We start from the raw sequence: 25,068 nt of genomic DNA on the forward strand, positions 1-25,068 counted from the left end.
ATCGTGAAGTGTGCCGGTAGCCACCGACACCCGCCGGACATCAGCCGGGCAGGATCGGCACGGCCTTCACCCCGGCCAGACCGGTGACCTCGCGCCAGTACCTGTCGCCGACCGGATCGGCATTGTTGAGTGCAAACACGGCGCGGGCGTCGGCAACGTACTCGGTCTCCGGTGACGCATCGACCGCCAGAACAGGATTGGTGAGATTGCGCGACGGCAGGGCGTCCATCCTCGAGCCGTCGACCGTCACCTGGACCACCGGTGTATCGGTGGCAACCCGTGCGATCACGATAGCCTCGCCGGTGCTCCAGTCCAGGCTGGTGGCGTCACTGCCGAGTCCGATCGCAACCGCGCGCGGGGCCGTCAGCGAATAGACGCCCGACGGATCGCGTACCACGGTGGCCACGTATACCACGCCGTCGACGATGAGTGCGGCCCGAACGCCGTCGCGGGCCAGCCGGAGTTCGGTGATGCGAGTTCCCAGGGTGGTGACCGCGCGGGCATCGACCGGTATCACCGATACCTGACCGGTCGAGGGGTCACGGGCCGCGCGAATGACGTTGGTGCCGTCGATGACCGCCCAGGCGGCGTTGTCATCGGCTCCCCACGTCGGACGCGTGATCGACTGCCCCTCGGCCACCGGGAACGCGCCACCGTCGTAGCTACCGACCATCAATGTGCTCGACGGTGCCGGAGCGGGTCTACCGGTGTCCGCGACGCCGGCCACGAGTGTTCCGTCGTTCGACAACGCCACCGAGCGCAGATTCCGTGCCTGCCCGAAGTACCCGGGGGCGGGTGTGGTCGCGGATTCCTCGACGCGGAGCAGTCGACCGGAGGCCAGTGCGTGCAGGCCGACCGATTCGTTGGTGGAGCTCTGTGGATCGAAGGAGTCGACCCCGGCCGTCGTCCACCCGTCCGGCTTGGTCGTGTCGATGGGTTGTCCGTCGGCGAGCAGCACGTAGGGCCCGGCCACCTCCGCCGAGGCCAGAGTCCAGATCACCTGTGCGGCAAGCAATTCCCGGTCGCGGTCGCCCTTGTTCTGCAAACCACCGAAGTCGATTCTGATGCCGCCGAGACCGACTCCGACCTGTGTGGTCTGTCCGTCGGCCTTGGTGATGGGCCCCCGGATACTGACGTCGTCGGACAATTCGTTGCTCACCGCTGCGGACAGCGCGGACTTGGGTCCATCGATCAACAGCTGGACGAGCTGGTTTGCGAGCTGATCCTGCGATCCGCTCGTCCACCGAACATCCGGCACCAACACCCCACCGAGCGGATCGACGAAGTAGATGGATCGCTGCTGATAGGTGTCCATGAACGCCGAGCGATCGATGACCACACCCGGTGGCAGCTTCGAGATGCGCCATTGGCCGTCGACGCGCGTCATGTCGATCGCGATGTCGAACGTGTCCGATCCGGCCTGATATTCCCCGCCGGGAGCCAGGATTCCCGCTGTCGTCGACCGAATCGTGAATTGCGCAGAGTCTGCAGTTCGGGGCCCCGACAGGGTGTCGATCCGATCTGCGACGACGGTACGAGCGCCGTCGTCCCACGTGTTCGACGCGTCCTCGGTCAGGAACTGTCGGGCGGCCTGGTGGCGGTTGGCCGACACTGCGCTGGCCTCGAAGAAGTCATCGAGCAGCCGGTCGGGCTCACGTCCGGGTTCGGGGGCCGGGGCGCTGGTGGGCGCGGCACCGTCGGTCAACGTGCCGATGGCCTGGGGGCTCGAGGACTCGGGCAGGCTGGCACAACCGGAGACGAGGGCGGCGATCAGGGCGCAGACTGCAAGCGAGCGAGACAGCCGACGAGACGAGCGAATCACGTCGACGACTCCGACGCGGCCCGCTGCGCACCGATAGCCGGGATCGGTTGTCCCTGAGCGTATTTCTTGGTGCTCGGCTTCAACGGCAGAGGTGAGCCGATCACCTTGTGACCACGGACCAGTGGCACCGTGAGCCGGAAACATGCGCCTTCGCCGACTGCACCCCACGCCTCGAGCTTACCGTCGTGCAGCCGGGCGTCCTCGACACTGATCGCCAACCCGAGGCCGGTACCGCCGGAGCGCCGGACGCGGGAGGGGTCCGAGCGCCAGAACCGATTGAACACCAGCTTCTCCTCGCCGGGGCGCAGACCGATTCCTTGGTCGCGCACCACGAAGGCTGCCGCGTCGGCATCCGATCTCAGGCGCAGCAGCACCGGCTTGCCTTCCCCGTGATCGAGGGCGTTGGCCAGAAGGTTGCGCAGGATACGTTCGACGCGCCGCGGGTCCACCTCGGCGATGACCGCCGTCTCGGGCATGTCGACGATCACCTCGGTGCCGGTTTCGCGGGCGAGGTGACGCACCGTGGAGACCGCGGCGCGTGCACACATCCGGAGGTCGAGTTGCTCGGCAGCCAGTTCGGCGACACCGGCGTCGTGGCGGCTGATCTCGAGCAGATCACCGAGCAACGTCTCGAACCGGTCCAGCTCGTTGACCAACAGCTCGGAGGAACGCTTGAGGGCAGGTTCGAGATCGTCACTGGCGTCGTGAATGAGATCCGCGGCCATCCGCACGGTGGTGAGCGGAGTCCTCAGTTCGTGGCTGACGTCGGAGGTGAACCGGCGCTGCAGGTTGCCGAACTCCTCGAGCTGGGTGATCTGTTTGGACAGACTTTCGGCCATCTCGTTGAACGACATCGCCAGCCTCGCCATGTCGTCCTCACCGCGAACCGGCATTCGCTCCTTGAGCCTGCCGTCGGCGAAACGTACTGCGATGCGGGACGCCGATCGAATGGGTAGCACCACCTGCCGCGCGACGAGCATCGCGATCGCGGCAAGGAGTACCAGCAGCACCACGGCCCCGATGAACAGCGTGCCGCGGACCAGAGAGAGCGTTCGGTCTTCGCTGGCGAGCGGGAAGATGAGATACAGCTGCAGCGCCGATATGTCGGAACCGGTGGGCGATCCCATGATGAGCGCCGATCCGGAATATCCGCCGTCACTGTCGGTCACAGTGGCGTACTGCGAGCTGATCAGGCCCTTCTTGACGAAGTCGCGCAAGCTGGCCGGTATCTGGTCGACCGGACCGACCGACGCTTCCGCGCGGGTCGCGTCGCCCTCGACGATCAGAACAGGGTCGAAGGACCCTGCCGACCCGGTGGTCGACGCGGCGTCGAGGTCCTGGTTCGTCAACGCTGCTCTCGCCCGTTCGAGACGGGTGGACAGGCCGCTCGAATCATCGGCACCGGCGAGGTTGCCCTCCACCGTGGTGCGCGAGCGGTCCAGTTCCTCGGTGGCTGCGGACAGCTTCGCTTCGAGCAACCGATCGGTGATCTGGCTGGTCAGAACGACGCCGAGAATCAGGATCACCACGAGCGACAACGTCAGGGTCGAGACGACCACGCGCAGTTGCAGTGACCTTCGCCAGGCATGACCCAGCGAAGTGCTCAGCGACCTGAACCAACGCAGGAGCGGGGAGAACTTGCCGTTGATTCGTCGCCGAGAGTGGGAAAAACCGATCACGGCGGTCCGGCCTTGTACCCGACCCCCCTCACGGTCAACACCACCTCCGGGTTCTCCGGATCCTTCTCGACCTTGGCGCGCAGGCGCTGAACGTGGACGTTGACCAGGCGGGTGTCGGCGGCGTGCCGGTAGCCCCACACCTGTTCGAGCAGAACCTCACGGGTGAACACCTGACGGGGCTTGCGGGCCAACGCGACCAGCAGATCGAATTCGAGCGGAGTGAGCGAGACCAGCTCGTCGCCGCGGCTGACCTTGTGGGCGGGAACGTCGATGACGATGTCGGCGATCGACAACAGTTCGGCCGGCTCGTCCTCGGTTCGACGCAGTCGTGCCCGGACGCGTGCCACCAGCTCCTTCGGCTTGAAGGGCTTCATGATGTAGTCGTCGGCCCCGGATTCGAGACCGAGCACCACATCGACGGTGTCGGTCTTGGCCGTCAGCATGACGATCGGGACGACCGAGTCGGCTCGCAGCACGCGACAGACGTCGATGCCGTTCATTCCGGGAAGCATCAGGTCGAGCAACACCAGATCGGGTCGATTCTCGCGGACGGCCGCCAGCGCTTGGGTGCCGTCTCCGACGACGAACGGCTCGAATCCCTCACCGCGCAACACGATGGTGAGCATCTCCGCCAGAGCCGAATCGTCGTCCACAACCAGAATCCGAGGCTTCATCGCTCTATCGTGTCACTTTCGGCTCGGCGGATGGCTGATTGAACATGTCGGCGGCGAGTCGATCGGGGTCGACGTCGGCGCGCACGACTCGCCAGGGCGACGCCCAGTTCGTTTCTGCGAGACGGCCGTAGACGGCCGAGGTTCGGGTCTGCAGCGAGCCGTCGCGTTCGTAGGCATCCCGGGTGCGCGCGGCGTCCGCACTCTCACGCGCGGCGGCGCGCTCCGCAGCGAGAGCCACCGGTACGTCCAGCAGCACCTGCACGTCCGGAACGGGCACACCGAACCGCTCGAATTCGAGTGACCGGATCCACTCGACGGCCGCTCCGTCGACGGACTGCTCCAACCGCGCCGCGGTGTAGGCGGCGTTGGACGCCACGTACCGGTCCAGCAACACGATATCGTTGCGGGACAACAAGTTTCGGATCTCGTCGGCCGCATCCTTGCGGTCGAGTGCGAACAGCAGCGCCATGGCGTGCACGCTGCCCGCGGTGTCTCCGTGTTCCCCCTGCAGCGCCTCGGCCGCCAGATCGGCATGAACCGACCTGCCGTACCGGGGAAACCCGACCCTGACGACGGCCAGGCCGTCGCGTTCCCACGCCGAGACGAGCCGACGGGCGAGCGTGTTCTTGCCCGCTCCGTCGACTCCCTCGATGACGAAGAGCTTTCCCAACAACCGAACTCTCTCGGTCAGTAGCGGTAGTGCTCGGGCTTGTACGGGCCCTCGACGTCGACGCCGATGTACTCGGCCTGCTCCTTGGTGAGCTTGGTGATCGAGCCGCCCAGCGCTTCGACGTGGATGCGAGCAACCTTCTCGTCGAGGTGCTTGGGCAACCGGTAGACCTCGTTGTCGTACTCACTCGGCTTGGTCCACAGTTCGATCTGCGCGATGACCTGGTTGGAGAAGCTGTTGCTCATGACGAACGACGGGTGACCGGTGGCGTTGCCGAGGTTCAGCAAACGGCCCTCGGACAGCACGATGATCGAGTGCCCGTCCTTGAACTGGAACTCGTCGACCTGCGGCTTGATGTTGATCCGCGTGACGTCGGCAGCCTTCTCGAGGCCGGCCATGTCGATCTCGTTGTCGAAGTGGCCGATGTTGCCCAGGATCGCCTGGTGCTTCATCTTGCGCATGTGCTCGAACGTGATGATCTTCAGGTTGCCCGTCGAGGTGATCACGATGTCGGCCTGCTCGATGAACTCGTCGACCGTGCGCACGTCGAAGCCGTCCATCAGTGCCTGCAGGGCGTTGATGGGATCTGCTTCGGTGACCGTCACGCGAGCGCCCTGGCCCTTGAGTGCCTCGGCGCAGCCCTTGCCCACATCTCCGTAGCCACAGACCAGCACGGCCTTGCCGCCGATGAGAACGTCGGTGCCACGGTTGATGCCGTCGATCAGCGAATGGCGAGTGCCGTACTTGTTGTCGAACTTGCTCTTGGTTACCGAGTCGTTGACGTTGATGGCCGGGAACGACAGCTCACCGGCAGCAGCGAACTGGTACAACCGCAGCACACCGGTCGTGGTCTCCTCGGTGACACCCTGCACGGATGCGGCAATCTCGGTCCACTTGGTCGTCGACGCCTCGAGGGAGCGACGCAGCAGGCCGAGGAACACCTTGTACTCGTCGGAATCCTGGTCGTCGTCGGTCGGCGGAACGACGCCTGCCTTCTCGAACTGAGCGCCGCGCAGCACCAGCATCGTGGCGTCACCGCCGTCGTCGAGGATCATGTTGGCAGGCTGCTCGGGCCAGGTGAGCATCTGCTCGGCGGCCCACCAGTACTCCTCGAGGGTCTCACCCTTCCAGGCGAACACCGGAACGCCCTTGGGCTCTTCGACGGTGCCGTACGGGCCTACGACGACGGCCGCGGCAGCGTGATCCTGGGTGGAGAAGATGTTGCACGAGGCCCAACGCACCTCGGCACCGAGTGCCACCAGCGTCTCGATCAACACGGCGGTCTGCACAGTCATGTGCAGCGATCCGGATACTCGTGCGCCCTTGAGCGGCTGAACGTCGGCGTACTCGCGACGAAGCGCGATCAGGCCGGGCATCTCGTGCTCTGCCAGCCGTATTTCCTTGCGGCCGAATTCTGCGAGTGACAGGTCTGCGACCTTGAAGTCGATTCCACCGCGGTGTTCCACGGTGAGTGCCGATCCTGACGTAACTGAGGTCGTCATCTTGCCTCTCCTGTTGACTTGAATGTCTTCGTCCAGGCTATCGGGTCGCGGCGCGCGGCGACCGTCTGCCCGGCGAATCGGTCCGATGCCCTTCAGACGGCTCGTCGAGTGGTCCCGCGGTCACCCGTGTTGCTGGGCTCGCGCCAGAATCCGATCGCGCTTTCGGGGCAGAATGTTGGCCCGGACGAGATCACCGTCGTAGTGGTCGAGCACCCGCGGGTCCATCACCCGACGCCACAGCGGCGGTACCGCTGCCAGTAGAACCATCGTCGCGTACCCGGCGGGCAATTGCGGGGCCTCGTCGCACGAGAGCAGAGTCTGGTATCGCTTCCCCGGATTGGCATGATGATCGCTGTGTCGCTGCAGGTGGTAGAGAAAGATGTTGGTGCACAGCCGGTCGCTGTTCCAACTGTGCCGCGGTGCGCATCGCACGTATCTGCCTCGCTCGTTCGTCTCACGCAGCAGTGCGTAGTGCTCCACGTAGTTCACCATCTCCAGGAGCACGAATCCCACGACGGCTTGTATCAGCAGATACGGCGCGATCGCCCAGCCGAAGACGACCATCAGCGTGACGAAGAGAACGGCGCTGAGCAGCCACGTGTGCAACAGGGCGTTCGACGGGTGAAACACGGAGTGGCCTTTGCGGCGCAGCCGCCGAGCCTCGAGCTTCCAGGCCGAGGCCAGCCCGAGAACAGCGCTGCGCGGCACGAACGTCCACACGCTCTCTCCCAACCGGGCACTGGCCGGATCCTCCGGAGTGGCCACCCGCACGTGATGGCCGCGGTTGTGCTCGACGAAGAAGTGTCCGTACAGGGTTTGCGACAAGGCCACCTTCGCCAACCAGCGTTCGTGCTGCTCGACGCGGTGGCCCAGCTCGTGGGCGGCGTTGATTCCGGTTCCCGCGACCAGGCCCACCGTCACCGCGAGCCCGATCTTGTCCACCACGCTCAGGCCCCCGTACGCCCACATCCAGCAGGCGACGATCAGACCGATGAATTGGATGGGCAGGAACAGATAGGTGCACCAGCGGTAATAGCGGTCGTTCTGCAGCTTGTCGGCCGCAGACGCGTCCGGGTTGTGACCGTCCTCGCCCGCGAGCAGATCGATGATCGGAATGATCACGAAGAACACCAGGACGCCGCTCCACCAGAACACCGGCATGCCGGTCCAGTACACCAATTGGGACGGCAACAGTGCCGATGCCGGTGCCAGCAGACCCAGCATCCACAGGTAGCGCTTGTTGTCCCACCGCCGAACCGCAGGTGCAGCCCCGGCCGAATTCCGCTCCCCGAAAGCGACACCCGAATCGTCCGATGAGGTGATTCGGCCGTCCACGCGCACAGTTGCCACACCCTCTCACCGAATGTTTGCGGTCCTATCAGTTTGTTTTCGAGGGTATAACATGCCGGGCGTTCGGACCGAGGGGTGTGACGGATACCCCGGACACGTCGGATCCGAGAAAACCGGCCCCGCCCGCACAATCGACGGTCGGGGCCGGCCTCGCAAGACGACTCAGCCGCGTCTCACTCGGGTCGCGACTCGACTTTCTTCGCCTCGCGCAGACCCATCACCGAATGACGGCGGCCGTACAGCACGTAGATGACGACACCCGCTGCCATCCACACCAGGAACCGCAACCAGGTCTCGACCGACAGGTTGAGCATCAGCCACAGGCACGCGGCCACTGCCAGGATCGGAACCAGCGGAACCCAGGGCACGCGGAACCCGCGCTCGAGATCGGGACGCGTCTTGCGGAGGACGAGCACACCGGCCGACACCAGAACGAAGGCGAACAGCGTGCCGATGTTGACCATCTCCTCGAGCGTGCCGAGAGGTACGAACGCGGCGAGCAGTCCGACCACCACACCGACCAGGATCGTCGTCCGAACCGGCGTGCCCTTCTTTCCGGTGTGGGCCAGACCGCGCGGCACCAGGCCGTCTCGCGACATGGCGAACAGGACGCGAGTCTGCCCCAGCATGAGAACCATGACCACCGTCGTCAGACCGGCCAGTGCGCCGAACGAAATGATGTTCTTGGCCCACGTCAGCCCGTTCAGCTCGAAAGCCGTTGCCAGCGTGGCACTGTCGCCGGCCAGATCCGTGTACTTGACCATCCCGGTCAGCACCAGGGTCACCGCCACGTAGAGCACGGTCACGATGGCCAAGGATCCGAGGATGCCGCGCGGCAATGCCTTCTGCGGCTCCTTCGTCTCCTCGGCCGTGGTCGCGACCACGTCGAAGCCGATGAACGCGAAGAACACCAGCGACGCCGCCGCCAGCAGTCCGTACCAACCGAAGGTGCTACCGCCCGCACCGGTGACGAAGGAGAACAAGGACTGATGAAGCCCCTCACCCGTGGACGCGGGCTCGGACGGCGGAATGTACGGGTCGTAGTTGGCGACCTTGATGTAGAACGCACCGAGCACGACAACGAACAGCACGACGATCACCTTGATGGCTGTGATCACCAACGACACGCGCGAGGACAACTTGGTTCCCGAGGCGATGAGAACCGTCAACACCACCACGATGAGAAGTGCGCCCCAGTCGAAATTCAGCGAACCGATCTGCAGTACCGGGGCCGACGTGCCGAGCAGGTCTCCCAGATAGAGCGACCAGGCCTTCGCCACCACCGCCGCGGCCAGTCCGAATTCGAGGATCAGATCCCAGCCGATGATCCAGGCGATGAACTCACCGAATGCGGCGTAGGAGAACGTGTAGGCACTACCGGCGACCGGAACCGTGGAGGCGAACTCGGCGTAACAGAGGGCAGCGAGCCCGCAGGCGATGGCCGCCAACACGAACGCCACCGAAACAGCCGGTCCGGCAACGTTTCCGGCAGTCCTCGCCGTCAGCGTGAAAATGCCGGCTCCGACCGCCACCGCGACACCGAACACGGTCAGATCCCACGAACCGAGCTCCTTGCGCAACTTGGTGTCCGGTTCGTCGGTGTCCTTGATCGATTGTTCGATCGACTTGGTCCGGAACCACCCCGTCGTACGCGGGGGCTTCCTGGGCCGGTCTGCCTTGGTCATCGGACCTCCGTATCGCCACGTCGCTTCTGCAGACGGCCGATCCGATCGGACCCACCCGTCCCAGAATTCACTGTGACATCACCTTATTGGTAGCGGGCACCCGTGTCGGACACTTCGGCCACTCGACTTGCCGCGCCTTACGACTGCAATGATCCGACCGCCGCCACGAACACTTCGGCACCGTCGGAGTCCGCGGTGACGGTGACCGATCGGTCGGCAGCGGGAATCCACGCCGAACTACCTTGGGGCACGGTGAGCCCCGCGTGTGTGTCACCGGTCGTCGCCAGCACCGAACCGCTGGTGCACAACAGAATTCGCGGACCGGTTCCAGGAATCTCGACGGTCTCCCCCGGACCGACCGCCGTCCGGCTGAGGACGAATTCAGGGGCCGGCGTCGGGTATCGGTAGGTGGGCCGATCGTTCTCACCCGGCGTGATCGGAGAGATGTCGGCGGGCTCGAAGTCCAGCACGCGCAACAACTCCGGCACGTCGACGTGCTTGGGCGTCAACCCTCCACGCAGAACGTTGTCGGAGTTGGCCATGATCTCCACACCGGTTCCGCGCAGGTACGCATGGAGATTGCCCGCATCCAGGTACAGGCCCTGGCCGGGAGTCAGGGTGACCCGATTGAGCAGTAAGGCCGCCAGTACTCCAGCATCACCGGGATACGACTCCCCCAGCTCGAGCAACGTCCGTGCCTCGGCGGCGAATCGACCGCCGTCGGCGCGGGCAGGCCCCGACAGATAATCGATGCAGCCCTGGGCGACCGCAGGCAACAGGTCGTCCAGGGACTGCCCGGGCAACGTGATCCACGAGGTGAACACCGTCCGGAGGCCCGACGCGTCGGGCTGAGCGGCGAGCAACGTGCGATACCCCGCGAGGGACGGCACGGCCAACGCATCGAGAAACTCGACCGTCTCGGCCGGTTGCCGAAACCCTGCCAGTGCTTCGAATTCGGTGAGTGCCACGATCAGCTCGGGCTTGTGATTGGCGTCCCGGTAATTGCGCACCGGGGAATCGATCGCAACACCTGCGGCATTCTCCCGCGCGAAGCCCTCACGCGCCTGCGCGCTGCTCGGATGTGCCTGCAACGACAGAGGTTCTTCTGCGGCAAGCAATTTCAGCAAGTACGGCAGCCGCGACGAGAAGTCCTCTGCAGAGCCGCCCAACTGTGTTTCCGGATCCCCGTCGATGAGGGTGAGCAACGGCGTGCTGCCACCCTCGTGAACCACGTGCGCAGAATCGGCCGGGTGTGCACCCAGCCAGATCTCCGCCTCGGGATGATCGGACGGTACCGGCCTACCCTGGATACGAGCCAGAGCAGTGCGCGAACCCCAAGCGTAGGACCGGACTGCGCCTCGCAGGAGTTGCACTAGCTACCGCCCATCAACGACAAGTACGCGGCAGTGGTGTCCAACCGCGTTGCCAACACCGACATCGTGTCGAGCATCGAGAGTGTAACCGGATCGGGTGACGCCGCGCGGGCCTCGAAACCCGAACTCACGAACTCCCCGCCGGACGTCGCCTCACCGGACTCGGTCAGTACCAGTTCGGAATTCGGAACACCGGCAATGCGTCGTTCGGTCAGCGCGCGATCGGATTCGGACGCCAGGACGAATACCCGCATCGGCTGTTCGGGAGCCGGTCCGTCGAGCTCCTCGTCGTGGAAGATCGAGTCGAAGGTGCTGACCGGCCCCGATGACTCGACCATGGACGCACGGATGGACGCAGCGATGACATCGCCGAGCTCACCCGCAGCCACGATCAGACCGGCCACCCGCAGCAACACCTCGCTACCGTGCCGCGCCACCTCGACGGCAGCCGGCCCGGCACCGCTGAGCACCACACGTTTGCCGCTGAACCCACTGGCAAGCGCTTTGGCAGGGTTGTGGAACACCTCGTTGGACGGGCTGTTGCGCACAGCCTCGGCATCGAGCAGATCTGCGAGCCGAGAAAGGTTGGGCAGCAGCGCCTTCCACGAACCACCGGCAACCGCGCCGAGGACGGCCACGAACGCCGCGAGGTAGCGCATCAGCGCATTGTGGTCACGCACCGCTATGCGCGGCGGCAACCACATGACCCTGGCACCGCGCACGGCACGCAATGGACCCTCGTCCGGTGCCACGACGACGACCTCCGCGCCGCGCCGCGCTGCCGCGTCGACCGATTCGGCCAAGCGCGGATCGCCTGCATCGTCGCCGGCCACCACGACGACATCCAGTGGCCCGATCCACGGCGGAGTTCCGGTACTACGAACCAGGGGAACGCCCAAATGGTTTCCGAGAGCAGCGACAAGCAGAGACGCCGCACGACTGCTGCGGCCGTCGCCGGTCACGATCACCACGCTGCGAGGTCGCAGGTCGGCCAGGCGCGCCAGCACCGACTCTTCGACCGCAGTGGCGACGGCGCGTACTTGAGCACCCGCGAGCGCGGCGCTGCGGAGCGCGCCCTCCCGATCGGCGGCCACGATCGCGCCGGCGTCGTCGAGATCGACCAGAGACGTCACTGCCCTCATGACCTCGGCACCTTCCCTTACGTCACCGACTCGAAATGCCTGCATACCCACTTGTGAACTCTAGGTAACCACTATTCCAGTCCGGAGCGAACGATGCTCAATATCTCGGTCGACAACGCGTCGACCTCGGTGCGGGTGCGCGCCTCGACATTGAGTCTCAACAGGGGCTCGGTGTTGGACGCACGCAAGTTGAACCATGCACCACCCTCGAGGTCGACGGTCACGCCGTCGAGACGGTCGATTCCGGTGGTCCGATCGGCGAACGCGTCGAGCACGGCCTGGGTGCGTTCGGCTGCGTCGTCGACCGTCGAGTTGATCTCACCCGACGCGCTGTACGTCTCGTACGAGGCCATCATCTCCGAGAGCGGTCGATCCTGGGCGCCGAGGGCAGCGAGAACGTGCAGCGCGGCGAGCATGCCGGAATCGGCACCCCAGAAATCGCGGAAGTAGTAGTGCGCGGAATGTTCTCCGCCGAAGATCGCACCGGTATCGGCCATCTGCTGCTTGATGAACGAGTGCCCCACTCGGGTGCGGACAGGCTTGCCGCCGAGCTCGGTGACCAGCTCCGGCACCGCACGCGAGGTGATGAGATTGTGAATGATCGACGCACCGGGCTCCTTGGCCAGCTCGCGTTCTGCCACCAAGCAGGTCACGGCCGACGGCGAGACCGGATCGCCCTTCTCGTCGACGACGAAGCACCGGTCGGCGTCTCCGTCGAACGCGAGCCCGATGTCGGCACCGGTCTCGACGACGAAGCGCTGCAGATCCACCAGGTTCGCCGGATCCAGTGGGTTGGCCTCGTGATTGGGGAAGCTGCCGTCGAGTTCGAAGAACAACGGTTCGATCGTCACCGGGAGCGGAGCGAACACCGCGGGGACCGTGTGCCCGCCCATGCCGTTACCCGCGTCGACGGCGATCTTCATGGATCCGATGCCGGATAGATCGACCAGATCGCGGACGAACCCGGCGTAGTCGGTCAACACGTCTCGCGACGTTGCCGTACCGGCCGGGCCGTCGAAGTCCGGCACCCCGTCGATCAGTTCCGACTTGATCGTGGCCAACCCGGTGTCCTGTCCCACCGGCTTGGCACCGGCGCGGCACAGCTTGATTCCGTTGTACTTCGCCGGATTGTGGCTTGCGGTGAACATGGCACCCGGGCATTCGAGCAGGCCCGACGCGAAGTAGAGCTGATCGGTCGAGGCGAGACCGATGTGCACGACGTCGAGTCCCTGCGCGGTGACGCCGTCCGCGAAAGCGCGGGACAGGCCCGGCGAGGAGTCGCGCATGTCGTGTCCGACGACGACGGTCCGCGCTGCGCCCTCCTCGTCGCGTACCAACCGGGCGAACGATGCACCGACGTCACGGACGAACGTCTCGTCGATCTGCTCACCTACGACGCCACGGACGTCGTAGGCCTTGATGACGGCGTTGACGGACTCTGCGGTTCGGGCCACGAAGATTCTCCTGATTGTCGGTCGTCCGGCGTCGGACATCCAGCGTTGGGTACGGGGCGATCAACACCGAAGCTCGGCAGACCGGCTTGTCCGTTTCGGTACTGCTGCAAACCTTGCCAGACGCCCGGTGGGCGGGCCAGTCGACCCGTCGTTCATTCGGGCGGACGCAGCGCAGCGCCCCGCCGCGGCGTTCTGCGCAGGGGGTCTAGGACGTGGGATCGGGTAGAACTCTGAGGTGTCCGCGCCGGCCGGTTCGGACGGCAGGCGTGGCCCGTCGCTCGGTGTCCTGGTGGCGAGCCGGCGACCGGTCACCGCTGTCTCGCTCCTCGGAGCGCGTCCGGTCTCCCCGACCGGCTTCGCGTACGGCCTCGGCCAGGGCGGTCAGATCGTCCTCGTCGGGGGTCGATGTCGAGTAACCACCCTCGTACCGCACGAGCTCCCAGCCCTTGGGTGCCGTGGTCGTCGAGGCATGGACCTCGCACAGGTCCCAGGAGTGCGGCTCGTCCACGGTGGCCAGCGGACCGACGACCGCAGTGGAGTCGGAGTAGACATATGTGAGCGTCGCAACGGCAGAACGGTTGCAACCAGGCCTGCAGCAGCCACGCAGTGATCTCACGAGTGCAGAGTATCCGGTACGTGCAACCGACCGAACGACCGACACACCGGACAGCCGCGATAACCTGCCCCCATGCCTCAGTTCTCTTCCGCGCGCAGGATCACGTCGCGGTCCGTTGCGCGGCACGGCCGCGGCATCCGCGGACCGGTGCTGCCCGAGGACCTACCTGCCCGGCGATCACGTGCAGAGAAGTTCGACCGGCTGGTACTCGACGCGTTCGCGCGCATCGACCACCGGTGGCACGACAAGCTCTCGAAGCTCGACATCGCCGTCGACGACGTGCCCAAGATCAGGGCGTTGGACCCGGAATCGGTCACGTGGCCGCCCGAGGTGGTCGCAGAAGGACCGGTACCCCTGTCGCGACTGGTCCCCGCAGGGATCGACAAGCGCGGAGAGACGACACGCGCCCGTGTGGTGCTGTTCCGGCGTCCGCTCGAGCGGCGCGCCAAGCATCCGGAAGATTTGGAGGACCTACTGTTCGAGGTCCTGGTCGAGCAGGTAGCGACATATTTGGGGATCGATCCCGACGAGGTGGACCCCGCCAGCGCCGAGCCGTGATGCAGCGTCGGCTCGTGGGTGGATCCTCCTGAGCGCGTTCGGCTCAGCCGATCCCGCGCTTGAGCCGACGACGCTCACGCTCGGACAGTCCGCCCCAGATTCCGAATCGCTCGTCGTTGGCGAGAGCGTATTCGAGGCATTCGTCCTTGACCTCGCAGCCGAGACAGATTCGCTTCGCTTCGCGGGTGGAGCCGCCCTTTTCGGGAAAGAAGGCTTCGGGATCGGTCTGAGCGCACAGGGCGCGCTCCTGCCACTGATCCTCGATCTCCTCGAACATCTCGTCGAAACCCGCCACGAGACTGAGGAACGGCTTGGCGGGTGGAACCGATTCGGCCACGAACGGCATCGAATCGGCGTCGTTGTCCGAGTCGTCGTTATCGACGTCGTCGACATCCGGGCTGTCGACATCGGGGCTGTCGACATCAGGGCTGTCGATGTCCTGATCGATTTGGACGGCGTCACTCGAGAGTTCGCCGTCGACTGCATCGTTCGACGGGGTCACGTACGCAGAACCGGCGTCGACGGAGACGCTCGAATCCACGCCGGAATCGGACTCGGTTTGCGGCGCGTCGTCGACAGCGCTGAGGTGTGCAGTGGGTCCGCCCCGCTGATCACGTGTCACGTGCTGGTCATACATCGCTTCCGCCTCCTCACCTGTGGTAGCGCAGATACTTTCGGTCCTCGTAATCTCGAATACCTTGCCCCGCGCCGGTATTCGATCGAGCTGGTACGTCCGAGCCGGCTCTCCACCCGTCCAACTCTCGACCTCTACTCCACGTCCACTCAGGGACGAACAGGAAGGGAACGAGTGTTCGAAACCAGGTTCGCTGCAGTCGAACTCGTGCCGCGAACGCTGAATGACATACCTGTGATTAGACACGTACAGGTGTGTCGCGGTCAAGCCGATCGCACAAATCCAATACCATCCCATGCCCGAAATCGGCTGTCTCCCCGAATCGGAGCGCGTCCCGTGCGTGTCGCGGCGGTTCTCGGGCTCGGATCCCGGCCCCGCGGACGGTCCGGGTGGGCGCTCACCCGGGCGGGCGGCAACCGCACTAGGCTCGCATGTTGTGAAAGTTACTGTTCTGGTCGGTGGCGTCGGTGGCGCACGGTTCCTCCAGGGGCTCAAATCCCTGTTCGGCGACTCCCTTCTCGGCGACGAACCCGAGAACGAGATCACGGCGGTGGTCAACGTCGGCGACGACGTCTGGATGCACGGCCTTCGCATCTGCCCGGATCTCGACACGTGCATGTACACCCTCGGAAACGGAATCGACACCGAGCGAGGCTGGGGCCGGGTCGCGGAGACATGGAACGCCCGCGACGAGTTGGCCGCCTACGGAGCAGATCCCGACTGGTTCGGCCTCGGCGACAGGGACATCGCCACGCACTTGATCCGCAGTCGCATGCTGCGCACCGGATTTCCGCTGTCGGCCGTCACCGAGGCACTGTGCAACCGATGGCAGCCCGGGGTCCGATTGCTGCCGGTCACCGACGACCGCTCGGAAACACACGTCGTGGTCACCGACCCCGACGACCCCAGCGGCGAGCAGCAACGTGCAATCCACTTCCAGGAGTGGTGGGTTCGCTACCGCGCGCAGATTCCCACGCACAGTTTCGCTCATATCGGTGCCGAACAGGCCACTGCCGCACCGGGAGTCGCCGAAGCGATCGCCGAGGCCGACGCGGTGATCCTGGCCCCGTCCAACCCGGTGGTCAGTGTCGGCGCAATTCTTGCCGTACCCGGCATCCGCGGCGCACTCCGCACCACCGCCGCCAAGGTCGTCGGCCTGTCCCCGGTGGTGGACGGTAAACCGTTGCGCGGCATGGCAGACGAGTGCCTCTCGGTCATCGGCGTCGAGACGACGGCCGAGGCCGTCGGCCGCCTCTACGGAAGCCGAAGCGGCACCGGCATTCTCGACGCCTGGCTGGTGCACAGCACCGACTCGGCGGTGGTCGACGGAGTCGACGTGCAGTCGATTCCGTTGCTGATGACCGACCCGGAGACCACAGCGGTGATGGCCCGCACCGCCCTGCGCGCAGCCGGACTCGAACTGTGACCGCCCCACGCGACGTGGCGTCGATGCCGGAGGCTCCCGGTGACCACGCACCGGGCGGATCGATCGAAATCCTGCCGGTCACGGGACTTCCCGAGTTTCGTCCGGGCGACGATCTCGCCGCAGCGATCGTCGACCGAGCGCCCTGGCTGCGCGACGGAGACGTCCTCGTGGTCACCAGCAAGATCGTCTCCAAGGTCGAGGGACGTCTGGTGCCCGCACCGCAGGACCCCGAGGAGCGGGACGCGGCCCGCCGGGTCCTCGTCGATCAGGAGGCCGTTCGCGTCGTCGCCCGAAAAGGCCGGACGCTCATCACCGAGAACCGCCTCGGCATCGTGCAAGCCGCGTCGGGTATCGACGGGTCCAACGTCGACGGCAGCGAACTGGCGCTGCTCCCGGAGAATCCCGACGCCAGCGCGGCGGCTCTTCGGCGAGCACTGCACGAGTCGGCCGGAGTCACCGTGGCTGTCGTGATCACCGACACGATGGGCCGGGCCTGGCGGATCGGTCAGACCGATGCCGCGATCGGGTCTGCCGGCCTGGCGGTCGTTCATCGATACGCCGGGGCAGAAGACGGCCAGGGCAACGAACTGATCGTCACCGAAGTCGCCATCGCCGACGAGCTCGCTGCGGCAGGCGATCTCGTGAAGGGCAAGCTGGGTGGCGTTCCGATAGCCGTCGTCCGCGGCCTGTCACCGGTCGACGACGGCTCCACCGCCGCCACGCTGCTGCGCGGCGGCGAAGACGATCTGTTCTGGCTGGGAACCGCCGAGGCACTCGAACGTGGTCGACGTGAGGCCCTGCTCCGCCGGCGGTCGGTTCGATCGTTCTCCCCCGACGCAGTCGACCCGGACTGTGTGGCGGGGGTCCTCGCCTTGTCCAGCGTCGCGGCGCTACGAGAGGCGGAGTGGATCGTCGCTCTGTCCGTTGCCCTTGCGGTCGTCGTCGGGTCGGTCGTTCTCTCGCGGGCCTGGACTTGGACGGGCATCGCTCTCGGCGCCGTGCTGCCGCTGCTGCTGCCCTTGCGGGTCGTGCGGTGGACGCGACGAGGGGCGGGAACCATCGATCTCGACGGGCCCAAGCCGATCCGAATCGGCGTGGTCGCCGCCGTCACCGTCGCGCTCTGTGTGGTGTTCGCCGCGCTGTTCGGGGCGGCGGATCGACGTTTCGCGGATGCTCTGGGCTCGGTCACTCCGCAGTTCGATCTCGGATCGATCGTCGGGCGAGTGGTCGTATTCGTACTGACGGCTGCAGGTGCGCTCGCCGCCGCATACGTGGCCGTGCATCCGCCGCGCTTCGACCGCCTGGCGGCAACACCGCGTCGCACACTTCGGTTGTGGGAGTGGGCAATACCGCTCGGCGCTGTCGTCGGCCTGTTCGGCGTGTTCGTCGCCTTTCAGATTCCGAGCTTGTTCGGCGGCCAGGGACACGTTCTGAGCACCGAAGGTTTGACCAACGCCGAGTACGCACGGCAGGGCTTCTGGCAGTTGCTGACGGTGACGGTATTGACCTTGCTCGTCATCGCGGTCACCGTGACCAAGGCCGAACGAACGGACCTACGCGACCGACTTGCATTGCGGGTTCTGCTCGGCGCGCTGTGCGCACTGTCGGTGGTGATCGTGGCGTCGGCGTTGCATCGAATGTCGTTGTACGAGGAGCAGTACGGCTACACCACCCTGCGGCTGTTCGTCACCGCGGTCGAATGGTGGTTGGGTTCGGTGTTCGTACTGCTGCTCGTCGCGGGCGTACGGATGTCGGGTCGCTGGCTTCCGCGAGCAGTCGGCGTGGGAGCAGTGCTGACCGTTCTCGCGCTCGCGGCCGTGAACCCGGACGCGTACATCGCGCGGCAGAACGTCGAACGGTTCGAGGAGACGGGGCGGATCGACGTGTTCTACCTTGGCGGGTTGTCGGCAGACGCAGATCCCGAACTCGATCGCCTACCCCAACGTGTTCGTGAGTGTGTTCAGGCCCGAGGCCCGGTCTCGTGGGGAGACAGCTGGTACCAGTGCACAGACCCGACGGTATCTGTACCCTGAGCAACGACTCGACGATCGGTGACGAAGGACGGAGGTGCACGATGGGCTATCAGAACCTCGTCGTCACGTCGGTGCTGTTCTTCACGCTGCTGCTGACTACTCCGGCCGGACCGGCGGATCTCGCGCTGATCATCGTCGCTGCTCTGGCGGCGGCGGTGTTCTACGCGCATCGTGCCGGGGCGCTGAGCCTTCTGTACCGTCCGTCGAACGTCGGACCGAATGCGGAGGAGCGCCACCTTCGTGGCTCGTTCCGACGTCAACATCGCCCCGACGCACCCGGTCGCCCGCAGCCGCGAGCACCCGGTCTCCTGGTGGGAGCGCTGTAGTTCGACAGCTCTCCCACACCTCACGCGCCCCTGGTCCACGAGGTTCATCGGGAGAATCACTATGTTGTCCATCGACAACGCCACCCGCCGTGTCGGTTCGACGGCTGCATTCGACGTAATTTCCAGGCGTGCGGTGTCGCCGTGGCGAGCCGCAGTGGTCACCCTTGTCGGGGTGGCGGCAGTCCTGCTGGTCGTCTTCGCCGTCGTCGATGCCCAGCCCGCGGCCCAGATAGCGATGTTCGGTGCGTTGGTGGCTGCGGCACTGCTGGTGACGGGTGCATCGGCCGACGTCCTCGTCGTGGTGCCGCCCGCGTCCACAACCGCCGGATCCGACGGCGGCAGACTCCGCGGGGCCTACCGCAGACAAGAGCAACCCGACACGCCAGGCCGCCCTATGCCGAGAGCACCCGGATCGGTTCACGGACCGGATCGGTGGCTCCAGTTCCGCTGAGCCACTGCGAGATCCGGTCGAGACGTCATCCGACCGATTTCTCTCTCAGTGAGGCACTCCATCATGCTCGATTTCGTCTATTACCCCGTCTCCGCGGTGCTGTGGTTCTGGCACCGGGTGTTCGGTTTCGTGCTCGGCCCCGACAACGGCGTCGCCTGGGCCTTGGCCGTCGTATTTTTGGTCTTCACGCTACGAACGCTGTTGATCAAACCGTTCGTCGGTCAGATTCGTTCACAGCTCGCCATGAAGAAACTCCAACCCAGGCTCGAGGAGGTACGGAAGAAGTACTCCGGTGACCGGGCTCGACAGGCCACGGAAATCCGCACAGTGCAAAAGGAACACGGGGTGAACCCACTGATGGGTTGCCTCCCGCTGCTCGCGCAAGCACCGGTGTTCATCGGTCTGCTGCACGTGTTGCGCTCGTTCAACCGGACGGGAACCGGGTTCGGGCATCTCGGTATGTCGGCGCAGGAGAATGCGAGTACAGCCAACTACGTGTTCGGTGCGGGCGATGTGCAGTCGTTTCTCGACGCGCGGCTGTTCGGCGCACCGATCTCCGCTGCCGTCAGTAGCTCTCGAGATGTTCTCGAAGCGTTCGGTCCGTTCGGTGGGGTGCCGTCGGTGTGGAGCATCGCGGTCGTCGCGGTGCCGTTGATGATCGTTGCCGCGGTGGCTACCCACCTGAACTCCCGGGCATCGATCGCGCGTCAGGATGCGGCCGCCGCGGCGAACCCGCAGACCGCGATCATGAACAAACTCGCGCTGTGGGTCTTCCCGGCCGGGGTGCTGATCGGTGGCCCGGTGCTGCCCGTTGCGGTGCTGCTCTATTGGGTGAGCAACAACATCTGGACCTACGCCCAGCAGCACATCGTCTACCGACGGATCGACCGGGAGCCGGTCGCGGTGCCGTCGATGACTTCGGCGGTGACGGCTCCGAAGCCAAGAGCCAAACCGAAGAGAAGGTGAGCCTGCGGAGGCCACCTGCCGGTTGTCGGTGGCCTCCGCTACGGTCGTCGGCGTGCCGATCACTATTTCCACTGTCAACGTCAACGGGATCCGCGCGGCTGTTCGCAAGGGCATGCTTCCGTGGCTCGAGGCCACCGATGCCGACGTCATCTGTCTTCAGGAGACACGCGCCAACGACGGCGAGCTGACCACAGCACTGGCCCCGGCCCTCGATGCGGGATGGCATCTGGCGTCGGCGGAACCGTCGGCAAAGGGACGCAACGGTGTAGCCCTGCTGTCGAGGGCCGCGCCGGAGGCGATCAGAACCGGCATCGGCGTCGCTGAATTCGCCGACGCGGGTCGCTACATCGAAGGAGACTACGGTGACGTCACCGTGGCGAGCCTGTACCTGCCGTCGGGCGAGGTGGGGACCGACCGACAGGACGAGAAGGAACGCTTCATGGCTGCGTTCGCGAAGTATCTCGCCAAGACCGCCAAGGCAACGACGTCCGCCGAGCGCGACGTCGTGGTCTGCGGCGACTGGAACATCGCCCATACCGAAGCAGATCTGAAGTCGTGGAAGACCAACCGCAAGAAGTCGGGTTTCCTGCCCGAAGAACGTGAGTGGGTATCGCGATTGCTCGCCGAGAAGTCACTGTGGACCGACGTCGTGCGTGAGCTGCACCCCGGCGTCGAGGGGCCGTACAGCTGGTGGTCCTACCGCGGTAAGGCGTTCGACAACGACGCCGGGTGGCGCATCGACTACCAACTCGCCACCGGTGATCTGGCCGAGCGTGCGAAAGAAGCTGTCACCGAAAGAGCGGAGGCGTACGACCAGCGGTGGTCCGATCACGCGCCGGTGACGGTGCGCTACCGCTAGGAGCGGAGCCTGCGGAGTGACCGGGGTGTTAGGAGTGGAGCCTGCGGAGTGACCGGTGTGGTGAGGAGCGGAGCCTGCGGAGCGACTGGTGTGGCAAGGCAATCGGTACGGGTCGGGGACGGCGTGAAAAGATTGCCGCATGTCTTCTCCTGACTCGATCGACACGTCGCAGGGTCCGCGTCGTCGGGTGCTCTCGGGCATCCAACCGACGGCGGATTCGTTCCATCTCGGTAACTACCTGGGTGCTGTGCGGAACTGGGTGGAGTTGCAGGAGGAGTTCGATGCGTTCTACTTCGTTCCCGATCTCCATGCGATCACGGTTCCGCAGGACCCGAAGGAATTGCGTCGGCGCACCCGGATAGCGGCCGCACAACTGTTGGCGGTGGGTATCGATCCCGAGAAGTCGACGTTGTTCGTGCAGAGCCAGGTTCCCGAGCATGCGCAGTTGGCGTGGGTTCTCAACTGCATCACCGGGTTCGGCGAAGCCGGCCGGATGACGCAGTTCAAGGACAAGTCCGCCAAGCAGGGTCGCGATCACACCAGCGTCGGGTTGTTCACCTATCCCATTCTGCAGGCCGCGGACATCCTGCTGTACCGGCCGAATCTCGTTCCGGTGGGCGAGGATCAGCGTCAGCATCTGGAGTTGACTCGCGATCTGGCGCAGAGGTTCAACTCGCGGTTCAAGAAGACCTTCGTGGTTCCCGATGCACACATCATCAAGGGCACGGCCAAGATCTTCGACCTGCAGGATCCGACGGCGAAGATGAGCAAGTCGTCGTCGAATCCGGCGGGCATCGTCAACATCCTGGACGATCCGAAGCTGTCCGCGAAGAAGATTCGTTCGGCAGTGACGGACAACGAACGCGATATCGTCTTCGATCCGGAGAACAAGGCAGGCGTCAGCAATCTTCTGGTGATTCAGTCCGCTCTGTCCGGGAAGAGCATCGATGATCTGGTCGCCGGTTACGCAGGCAAGGGCTACGGCGATCTCAAGTCCGACACTGCCGACGTGCTGACCGAGTTCGTGGTTCCGCTGCGCGAACGAATGGACGGATTCATGTCCGATGTAGCCGAATTGGATCGCCTCCTCGCTGTCGGTGCGGATCGAGCCAGGGAGGTCGCGAGCAGAACGCTGGCTCAGGTGTACGACAGGGTGGGGTTCCTTCCTCCCGGCGCATAGCCCTGTCAGTACACGATATTCGCGCTACACGACATTTCGAGGACACGGCCCGAACAGCCGCCGACGACAGCGAAAAGGTGAGTGCCATGCCCGATTTCAAGGCCATGCTCGACGATCGGCGTGCTCGGTGGCCGTGGCTGGATCACACTGTTGTTGCCGCGCAGCGGTATCAGGGGCAGAAGGGTGATTACTACGCCGCGGGGATGACGTATTTCAGTGTGCTGGCGTTGTTTCCGCTGCTGATGGTTGCATTCGCCGTTGCCGGGTTCGTACTGGTGAATCAGCCCGAATGGCTTGCCGAGATTCAGTCGCAGATCGCGGAGAATGTCCCGGGCAGCTTCGGTGAGACGATCAGCTCGCTGATCGATACCGCGATCGAGTCCCGTACCGGTGTCGGTGTCATCGGTCTGCTCGGCGCGCTGTACGCGGGGCTCGGTTGGGTGGCCAATCTGCGTGAGGCCCTGACCGCGATGTGGGAGAGCCAGCACGAGTCGGGCGGATTCCTTGCGACCAAGGCCAAGGACCTCGCGGCTCTGCTCGGCCTGGGAGCAGCACTGGTGCTTTCTCTCGGGCTGTCCGCGTTGGCCGGGGGCGGCGTCATGCGTGGCATTCTCGAATGGTTGAACCTCGATTCCGTTCCCGGCGTCGGAGTGGCGCTGCGGGTCTTCTCGATACTGCTCGCGCTTGCCGGAACCTGGGCGCTGTTCACCTGGGTGATCTCACGTCTGCCCCGCGAACCGGTGTCGTGGCGCAGTGCGGCCAAAGGTGCACTGTTGGCCGCAGTCGGTTTCGAGATCTTCAAGCAACTCGGCGCGATCTACCTCGCGTCCGTCACGAGCGGGCCCGCCGGAGTCGTGTTCGGTCCCATCATCGGTCTGTTGGTGTTCGTGTTCACGACGTCGCGGTTGGTGCTGTTCTCGACTGCGTTCGCAGCCACCACTCGGGAGAGCCTTGCTGACGCCCATGTGCCGGCGCCGGACCCCGCGGTGATCAACACCCGGGTCGAGGTGAGCGACGGCCCGGGTGTCAAGGGTGGTCTGGCCTTGGTGGGCGCGGGCGCTCTGGCCGCTCTGGGTATCGCTGGACTTCGCAATCGGCGACGCTGATCCGAGGCAACCTACTTGCGAATGTGAGAGGCGGCGGGGGAGTTCAGGGGCGGCGAGACAGTGTGCGTGCGCCCCACAGCAAACCGGCCACGACCAGTGCACCGATGACCCCGATCGCGATGCGCACGACCGTGTCGCCCTGCGCCTGCAGATCGGATTGTCGGGTACCCGATTCGGCACTCGACGCCGACGCAGGGGGTTGAGCAAGGGTTGGCACCGCGCTGGTGGCACGTGTACTCGTCACCGGCGACGTGGAATCCGGTTCGACCAGATCGCCGACGCTGCTGCTCGTATCCAGGGCGAACCCGTAGTCGAGCAGCCGAGCCGCCTGTTCCCACGGCCGGATCGGTAGTACGTCACCCTTCATGAGCGTCACGACCAGACGGCGACCGTTGCGTTCGGCACCCGCCACGAAGGTCTGCCGGGCATCGTCGGTGTAGCCGGTCTTGCCGCCGAGAGCGCCCGGATAGTTGTAGAGCAGCTGGTTGTCGTTGGACAGCGTGAAACCGGGGCGGTCTTGGTCGTCGGGGATCGTGGGATCCTTCGGATAGCCGGGAAACTGCACGTTCTCGGTCGAAATCAGTTGCGCGAAGGTCGAATTGCGCATGGCCTCCCGGTAGAACAGTGCCAGGTCGTAGGCCGAGCTCGCCATGCCGGGCCCGTCCAGGCCGGAGGGGGTCGCGGTCCGTGTGTCGAGCGCGCCCAACTCTGCTGCCTTGGCATTCATCTTCTCGACGGTCGCGGCGTCACCTCCCAGCTGAGCCGACAAGGCATGCGCGGCATCGTTTCCCGACGCCATGACCAGGCCCTGCAACAGTTGCAGATTGGTGTAGACACCGTTCTTCCCGATGCCGACGGCGCTGCCTTCTGCGTCGGCGTCCTCGGCCGTCGCGGTGATCTGTTTGCCGAGGTCCAGCTCGTCCAGAGCGACGAGGGCGAGCAGTATTTTGATCGTGCTCGCCGGTCGGTGCCGACCGTGTGGATCCTTGGCGGCTACCACCGATCCGGAATCGAGGTCTGCCACCACGAACCCGGTTGCCGAGATGTCCGCGGGCAGTGGGGGCGCGCCGTCCGGCACGATCGCGCCGCACTCGGCCAGTCGGGATCCGCCCACCGGGTCCGCCGGGATCGGAACCGGTTGTGGCGCAGTGCTACCCGGAGCCGGAACATCCGAGGAATCGATCGCCGGGGGCGGCGAGGCCGCGAACGGGCACGCGTCGGTGTTCGGCGTCGTGAACGGTGGCGTCGTCGATACGACGGGTGGCTCGACTGCCGGCTGCGCCGATGCCGGGCCGCCGCCGACGCCGGCGAGAGCGAGAGCTGTCGCCCACACGGCTACGAACTTTCGAGTCCTTTTCATCGCGAATTACCATAGGCGCTGCAGAGGTCACCGAGGCCGCGACCCACCGGGGAGCGGGCCGGTTCGAAGGCCCTGCCAAACTACGTCCATCGTCTGTGATCGGCATTACGTTGTACAGACAGTGATCCGCCGAGCTGTACTACCGACAGCTCGGTCGCCCGAGAGGAACCCGGATGACATTTCGACAGGCGGCCCGTACCGG

Annotated in this window: 22 protein-coding genes; 9 read left to right on the plus strand and 13 right to left on the minus strand. The window is 65.4% G+C overall.

Annotated features, from left to right (window positions below; genetic code table 11):
• Nucleotides 1–40: 40 nt before the first annotated feature.
• The 11 genes from lpqB to J1M81_RS09545 form a co-directional block, all read right to left on the minus strand.
• Nucleotides 41–1,822, minus strand: coding sequence for an MtrAB system accessory lipoprotein LpqB (gene lpqB, locus J1M81_RS09495; RefSeq protein ID WP_371129014.1), 1,782 nt, complete (start codon nt 1,820–1,822; stop codon nt 41–43).
• Complete coding sequence (gene mtrB / locus J1M81_RS09500) at nt 1,819–3,501, minus strand: MtrAB system histidine kinase MtrB (RefSeq protein WP_032366296.1); 1,683 nt, start codon at nt 3,499–3,501, stop codon at nt 1,819–1,821. Before mtrB ends, lpqB begins: the two co-directional genes overlap by 4 nt.
• Nucleotides 3,498–4,175, minus strand: coding sequence for an MtrAB system response regulator MtrA (gene mtrA, locus J1M81_RS09505; RefSeq protein ID WP_206497972.1), 678 nt, complete (start codon nt 4,173–4,175; stop codon nt 3,498–3,500). Before mtrA ends, mtrB begins: the two co-directional genes overlap by 4 nt.
• 4 nt (nt 4,176–4,179) lie before the next feature.
• Entirely contained in the window at nt 4,180–4,845 is a 666-nt protein-coding gene (locus tag J1M81_RS09510) for a dTMP kinase (protein ID WP_032370710.1), read from the minus strand.
• Nucleotides 4,846–4,862: 17 nt separating this feature from the next.
• Nucleotides 4,863–6,347 carry an adenosylhomocysteinase gene (gene ahcY / locus J1M81_RS09515; protein WP_027496506.1) on the minus strand — a complete coding sequence of 495 codons (1,485 nt, stop codon included), beginning with the start codon at nt 6,345–6,347 and terminating at the stop codon, nt 4,863–4,865.
• Nucleotides 6,348–6,467: 120 nt separating this feature from the next.
• Nucleotides 6,468–7,571 (minus strand): alkane 1-monooxygenase, encoded by a 1,104-nt coding sequence (locus J1M81_RS09520; RefSeq protein WP_080729302.1) that lies wholly within the window; start codon nt 7,569–7,571, stop codon nt 6,468–6,470.
• A gap of 299 nt (nt 7,572–7,870) precedes the next feature.
• Entirely contained in the window at nt 7,871–9,382 is a 1,512-nt protein-coding gene (locus J1M81_RS09525) for an amino acid permease (RefSeq protein ID WP_027496504.1), read from the minus strand.
• Nucleotides 9,383–9,519: 137 nt separating this feature from the next.
• Nucleotides 9,520–10,755: a mannose-6-phosphate isomerase, class I gene (manA, locus tag J1M81_RS09530; protein WP_027496503.1), complete on the minus strand. Its 1,236-nt coding sequence runs from the start codon at nt 10,753–10,755 to the stop codon at nt 9,520–9,522.
• A complete protein-coding gene (locus J1M81_RS09535; protein WP_206497973.1) occupies nt 10,755–11,897 on the minus strand; it encodes a tobH protein in 1,143 nt (380 codons plus the stop codon). The genes manA and J1M81_RS09535 overlap by 1 nt, the downstream gene beginning before the upstream one ends.
• A gap of 71 nt (nt 11,898–11,968) precedes the next feature.
• A complete protein-coding gene (locus tag J1M81_RS09540; RefSeq protein ID WP_206497974.1) occupies nt 11,969–13,351 on the minus strand; it encodes a phosphomannomutase/phosphoglucomutase in 1,383 nt (460 codons plus the stop codon).
• A 205-nt stretch (nt 13,352–13,556) separates the two neighbouring features.
• Nucleotides 13,557–13,967 (minus strand): DUF3499 domain-containing protein, encoded by a 411-nt coding sequence (locus J1M81_RS09545; protein ID WP_027496500.1) that lies wholly within the window; start codon nt 13,965–13,967, stop codon nt 13,557–13,559.
• A 72-nt stretch (nt 13,968–14,039) separates the two neighbouring features.
• Between J1M81_RS09545 and J1M81_RS09550 the strand changes: the two genes are divergently transcribed.
• Nucleotides 14,040–14,525 (plus strand): metallopeptidase family protein, encoded by a 486-nt coding sequence (locus J1M81_RS09550; protein WP_027496499.1) that lies wholly within the window; start codon nt 14,040–14,042, stop codon nt 14,523–14,525.
• A 43-nt stretch (nt 14,526–14,568) separates the two neighbouring features.
• Here the strand turns inward: J1M81_RS09550 and J1M81_RS09555 are convergent, their stop codons facing one another.
• Nucleotides 14,569–14,802: a WhiB family transcriptional regulator gene (locus J1M81_RS09555; RefSeq protein ID WP_027496498.1), complete on the minus strand. Its 234-nt coding sequence runs from the start codon at nt 14,800–14,802 to the stop codon at nt 14,569–14,571.
• Between the two features lie 793 nt (nt 14,803–15,595).
• Here J1M81_RS09555 and cofD point away from each other — a divergent pair.
• From cofD to yhjD, 8 genes are all read left to right on the plus strand, one after another.
• Complete coding sequence (gene cofD / locus J1M81_RS09560; RefSeq protein WP_032366289.1) at nt 15,596–16,585, plus strand: 2-phospho-L-lactate transferase; 990 nt, start codon at nt 15,596–15,598, stop codon at nt 16,583–16,585.
• A 23-nt stretch (nt 16,586–16,608) separates the two neighbouring features.
• On the plus strand, nt 16,609–18,618 hold the full coding sequence (locus J1M81_RS26800; RefSeq protein WP_308051255.1) for a coenzyme F420-0:L-glutamate ligase: 2,010 nt from the start codon (nt 16,609–16,611) through the stop codon (nt 18,616–18,618).
• 41 nt (nt 18,619–18,659) lie between these two features.
• Nucleotides 18,660–18,944, plus strand: coding sequence for a DUF6412 domain-containing protein (locus J1M81_RS09575; protein WP_032366681.1), 285 nt, complete (start codon nt 18,660–18,662; stop codon nt 18,942–18,944).
• A gap of 61 nt (nt 18,945–19,005) precedes the next feature.
• The gene (locus J1M81_RS09580; protein ID WP_052061440.1) at nt 19,006–19,395 is read left to right on the plus strand and encodes a DUF6412 domain-containing protein; all 390 of its coding nucleotides are present in this window, start codon (nt 19,006–19,008) and stop codon (nt 19,393–19,395) included.
• A 63-nt stretch (nt 19,396–19,458) separates the two neighbouring features.
• Entirely contained in the window at nt 19,459–20,361 is a 903-nt protein-coding gene (yidC, locus tag J1M81_RS09585; protein ID WP_052061439.1) for a membrane protein insertase YidC, read from the plus strand.
• A 52-nt stretch (nt 20,362–20,413) separates the two neighbouring features.
• Entirely contained in the window at nt 20,414–21,220 is an 807-nt protein-coding gene (locus tag J1M81_RS09590; RefSeq protein ID WP_206497975.1) for an exodeoxyribonuclease III, read from the plus strand.
• A 139-nt stretch (nt 21,221–21,359) separates the two neighbouring features.
• A complete protein-coding gene (gene trpS, locus J1M81_RS09595; RefSeq protein WP_032366680.1) occupies nt 21,360–22,400 on the plus strand; it encodes a tryptophan--tRNA ligase in 1,041 nt (346 codons plus the stop codon).
• A gap of 86 nt (nt 22,401–22,486) precedes the next feature.
• A complete protein-coding gene (yhjD, locus tag J1M81_RS09600; protein WP_027496411.1) occupies nt 22,487–23,506 on the plus strand; it encodes an inner membrane protein YhjD in 1,020 nt (339 codons plus the stop codon).
• Nucleotides 23,507–23,549: 43 nt separating this feature from the next.
• Here the strand turns inward: yhjD and J1M81_RS09605 are convergent, their stop codons facing one another.
• Nucleotides 23,550–24,866 (minus strand): D-alanyl-D-alanine carboxypeptidase family protein, encoded by a 1,317-nt coding sequence (locus J1M81_RS09605; protein ID WP_032374652.1) that lies wholly within the window; start codon nt 24,864–24,866, stop codon nt 23,550–23,552.
• Between the last annotated feature and the right edge of the window lie 202 nt (nt 24,867–25,068).

Origin of the sequence: Rhodococcus sp. KRD175, assembly GCF_017168275.1 — a bacterium.
GTDB classification, from domain to species: Bacteria; Actinomycetota; Actinomycetes; order Mycobacteriales; family Mycobacteriaceae; genus Rhodococcoides; species Rhodococcoides fascians.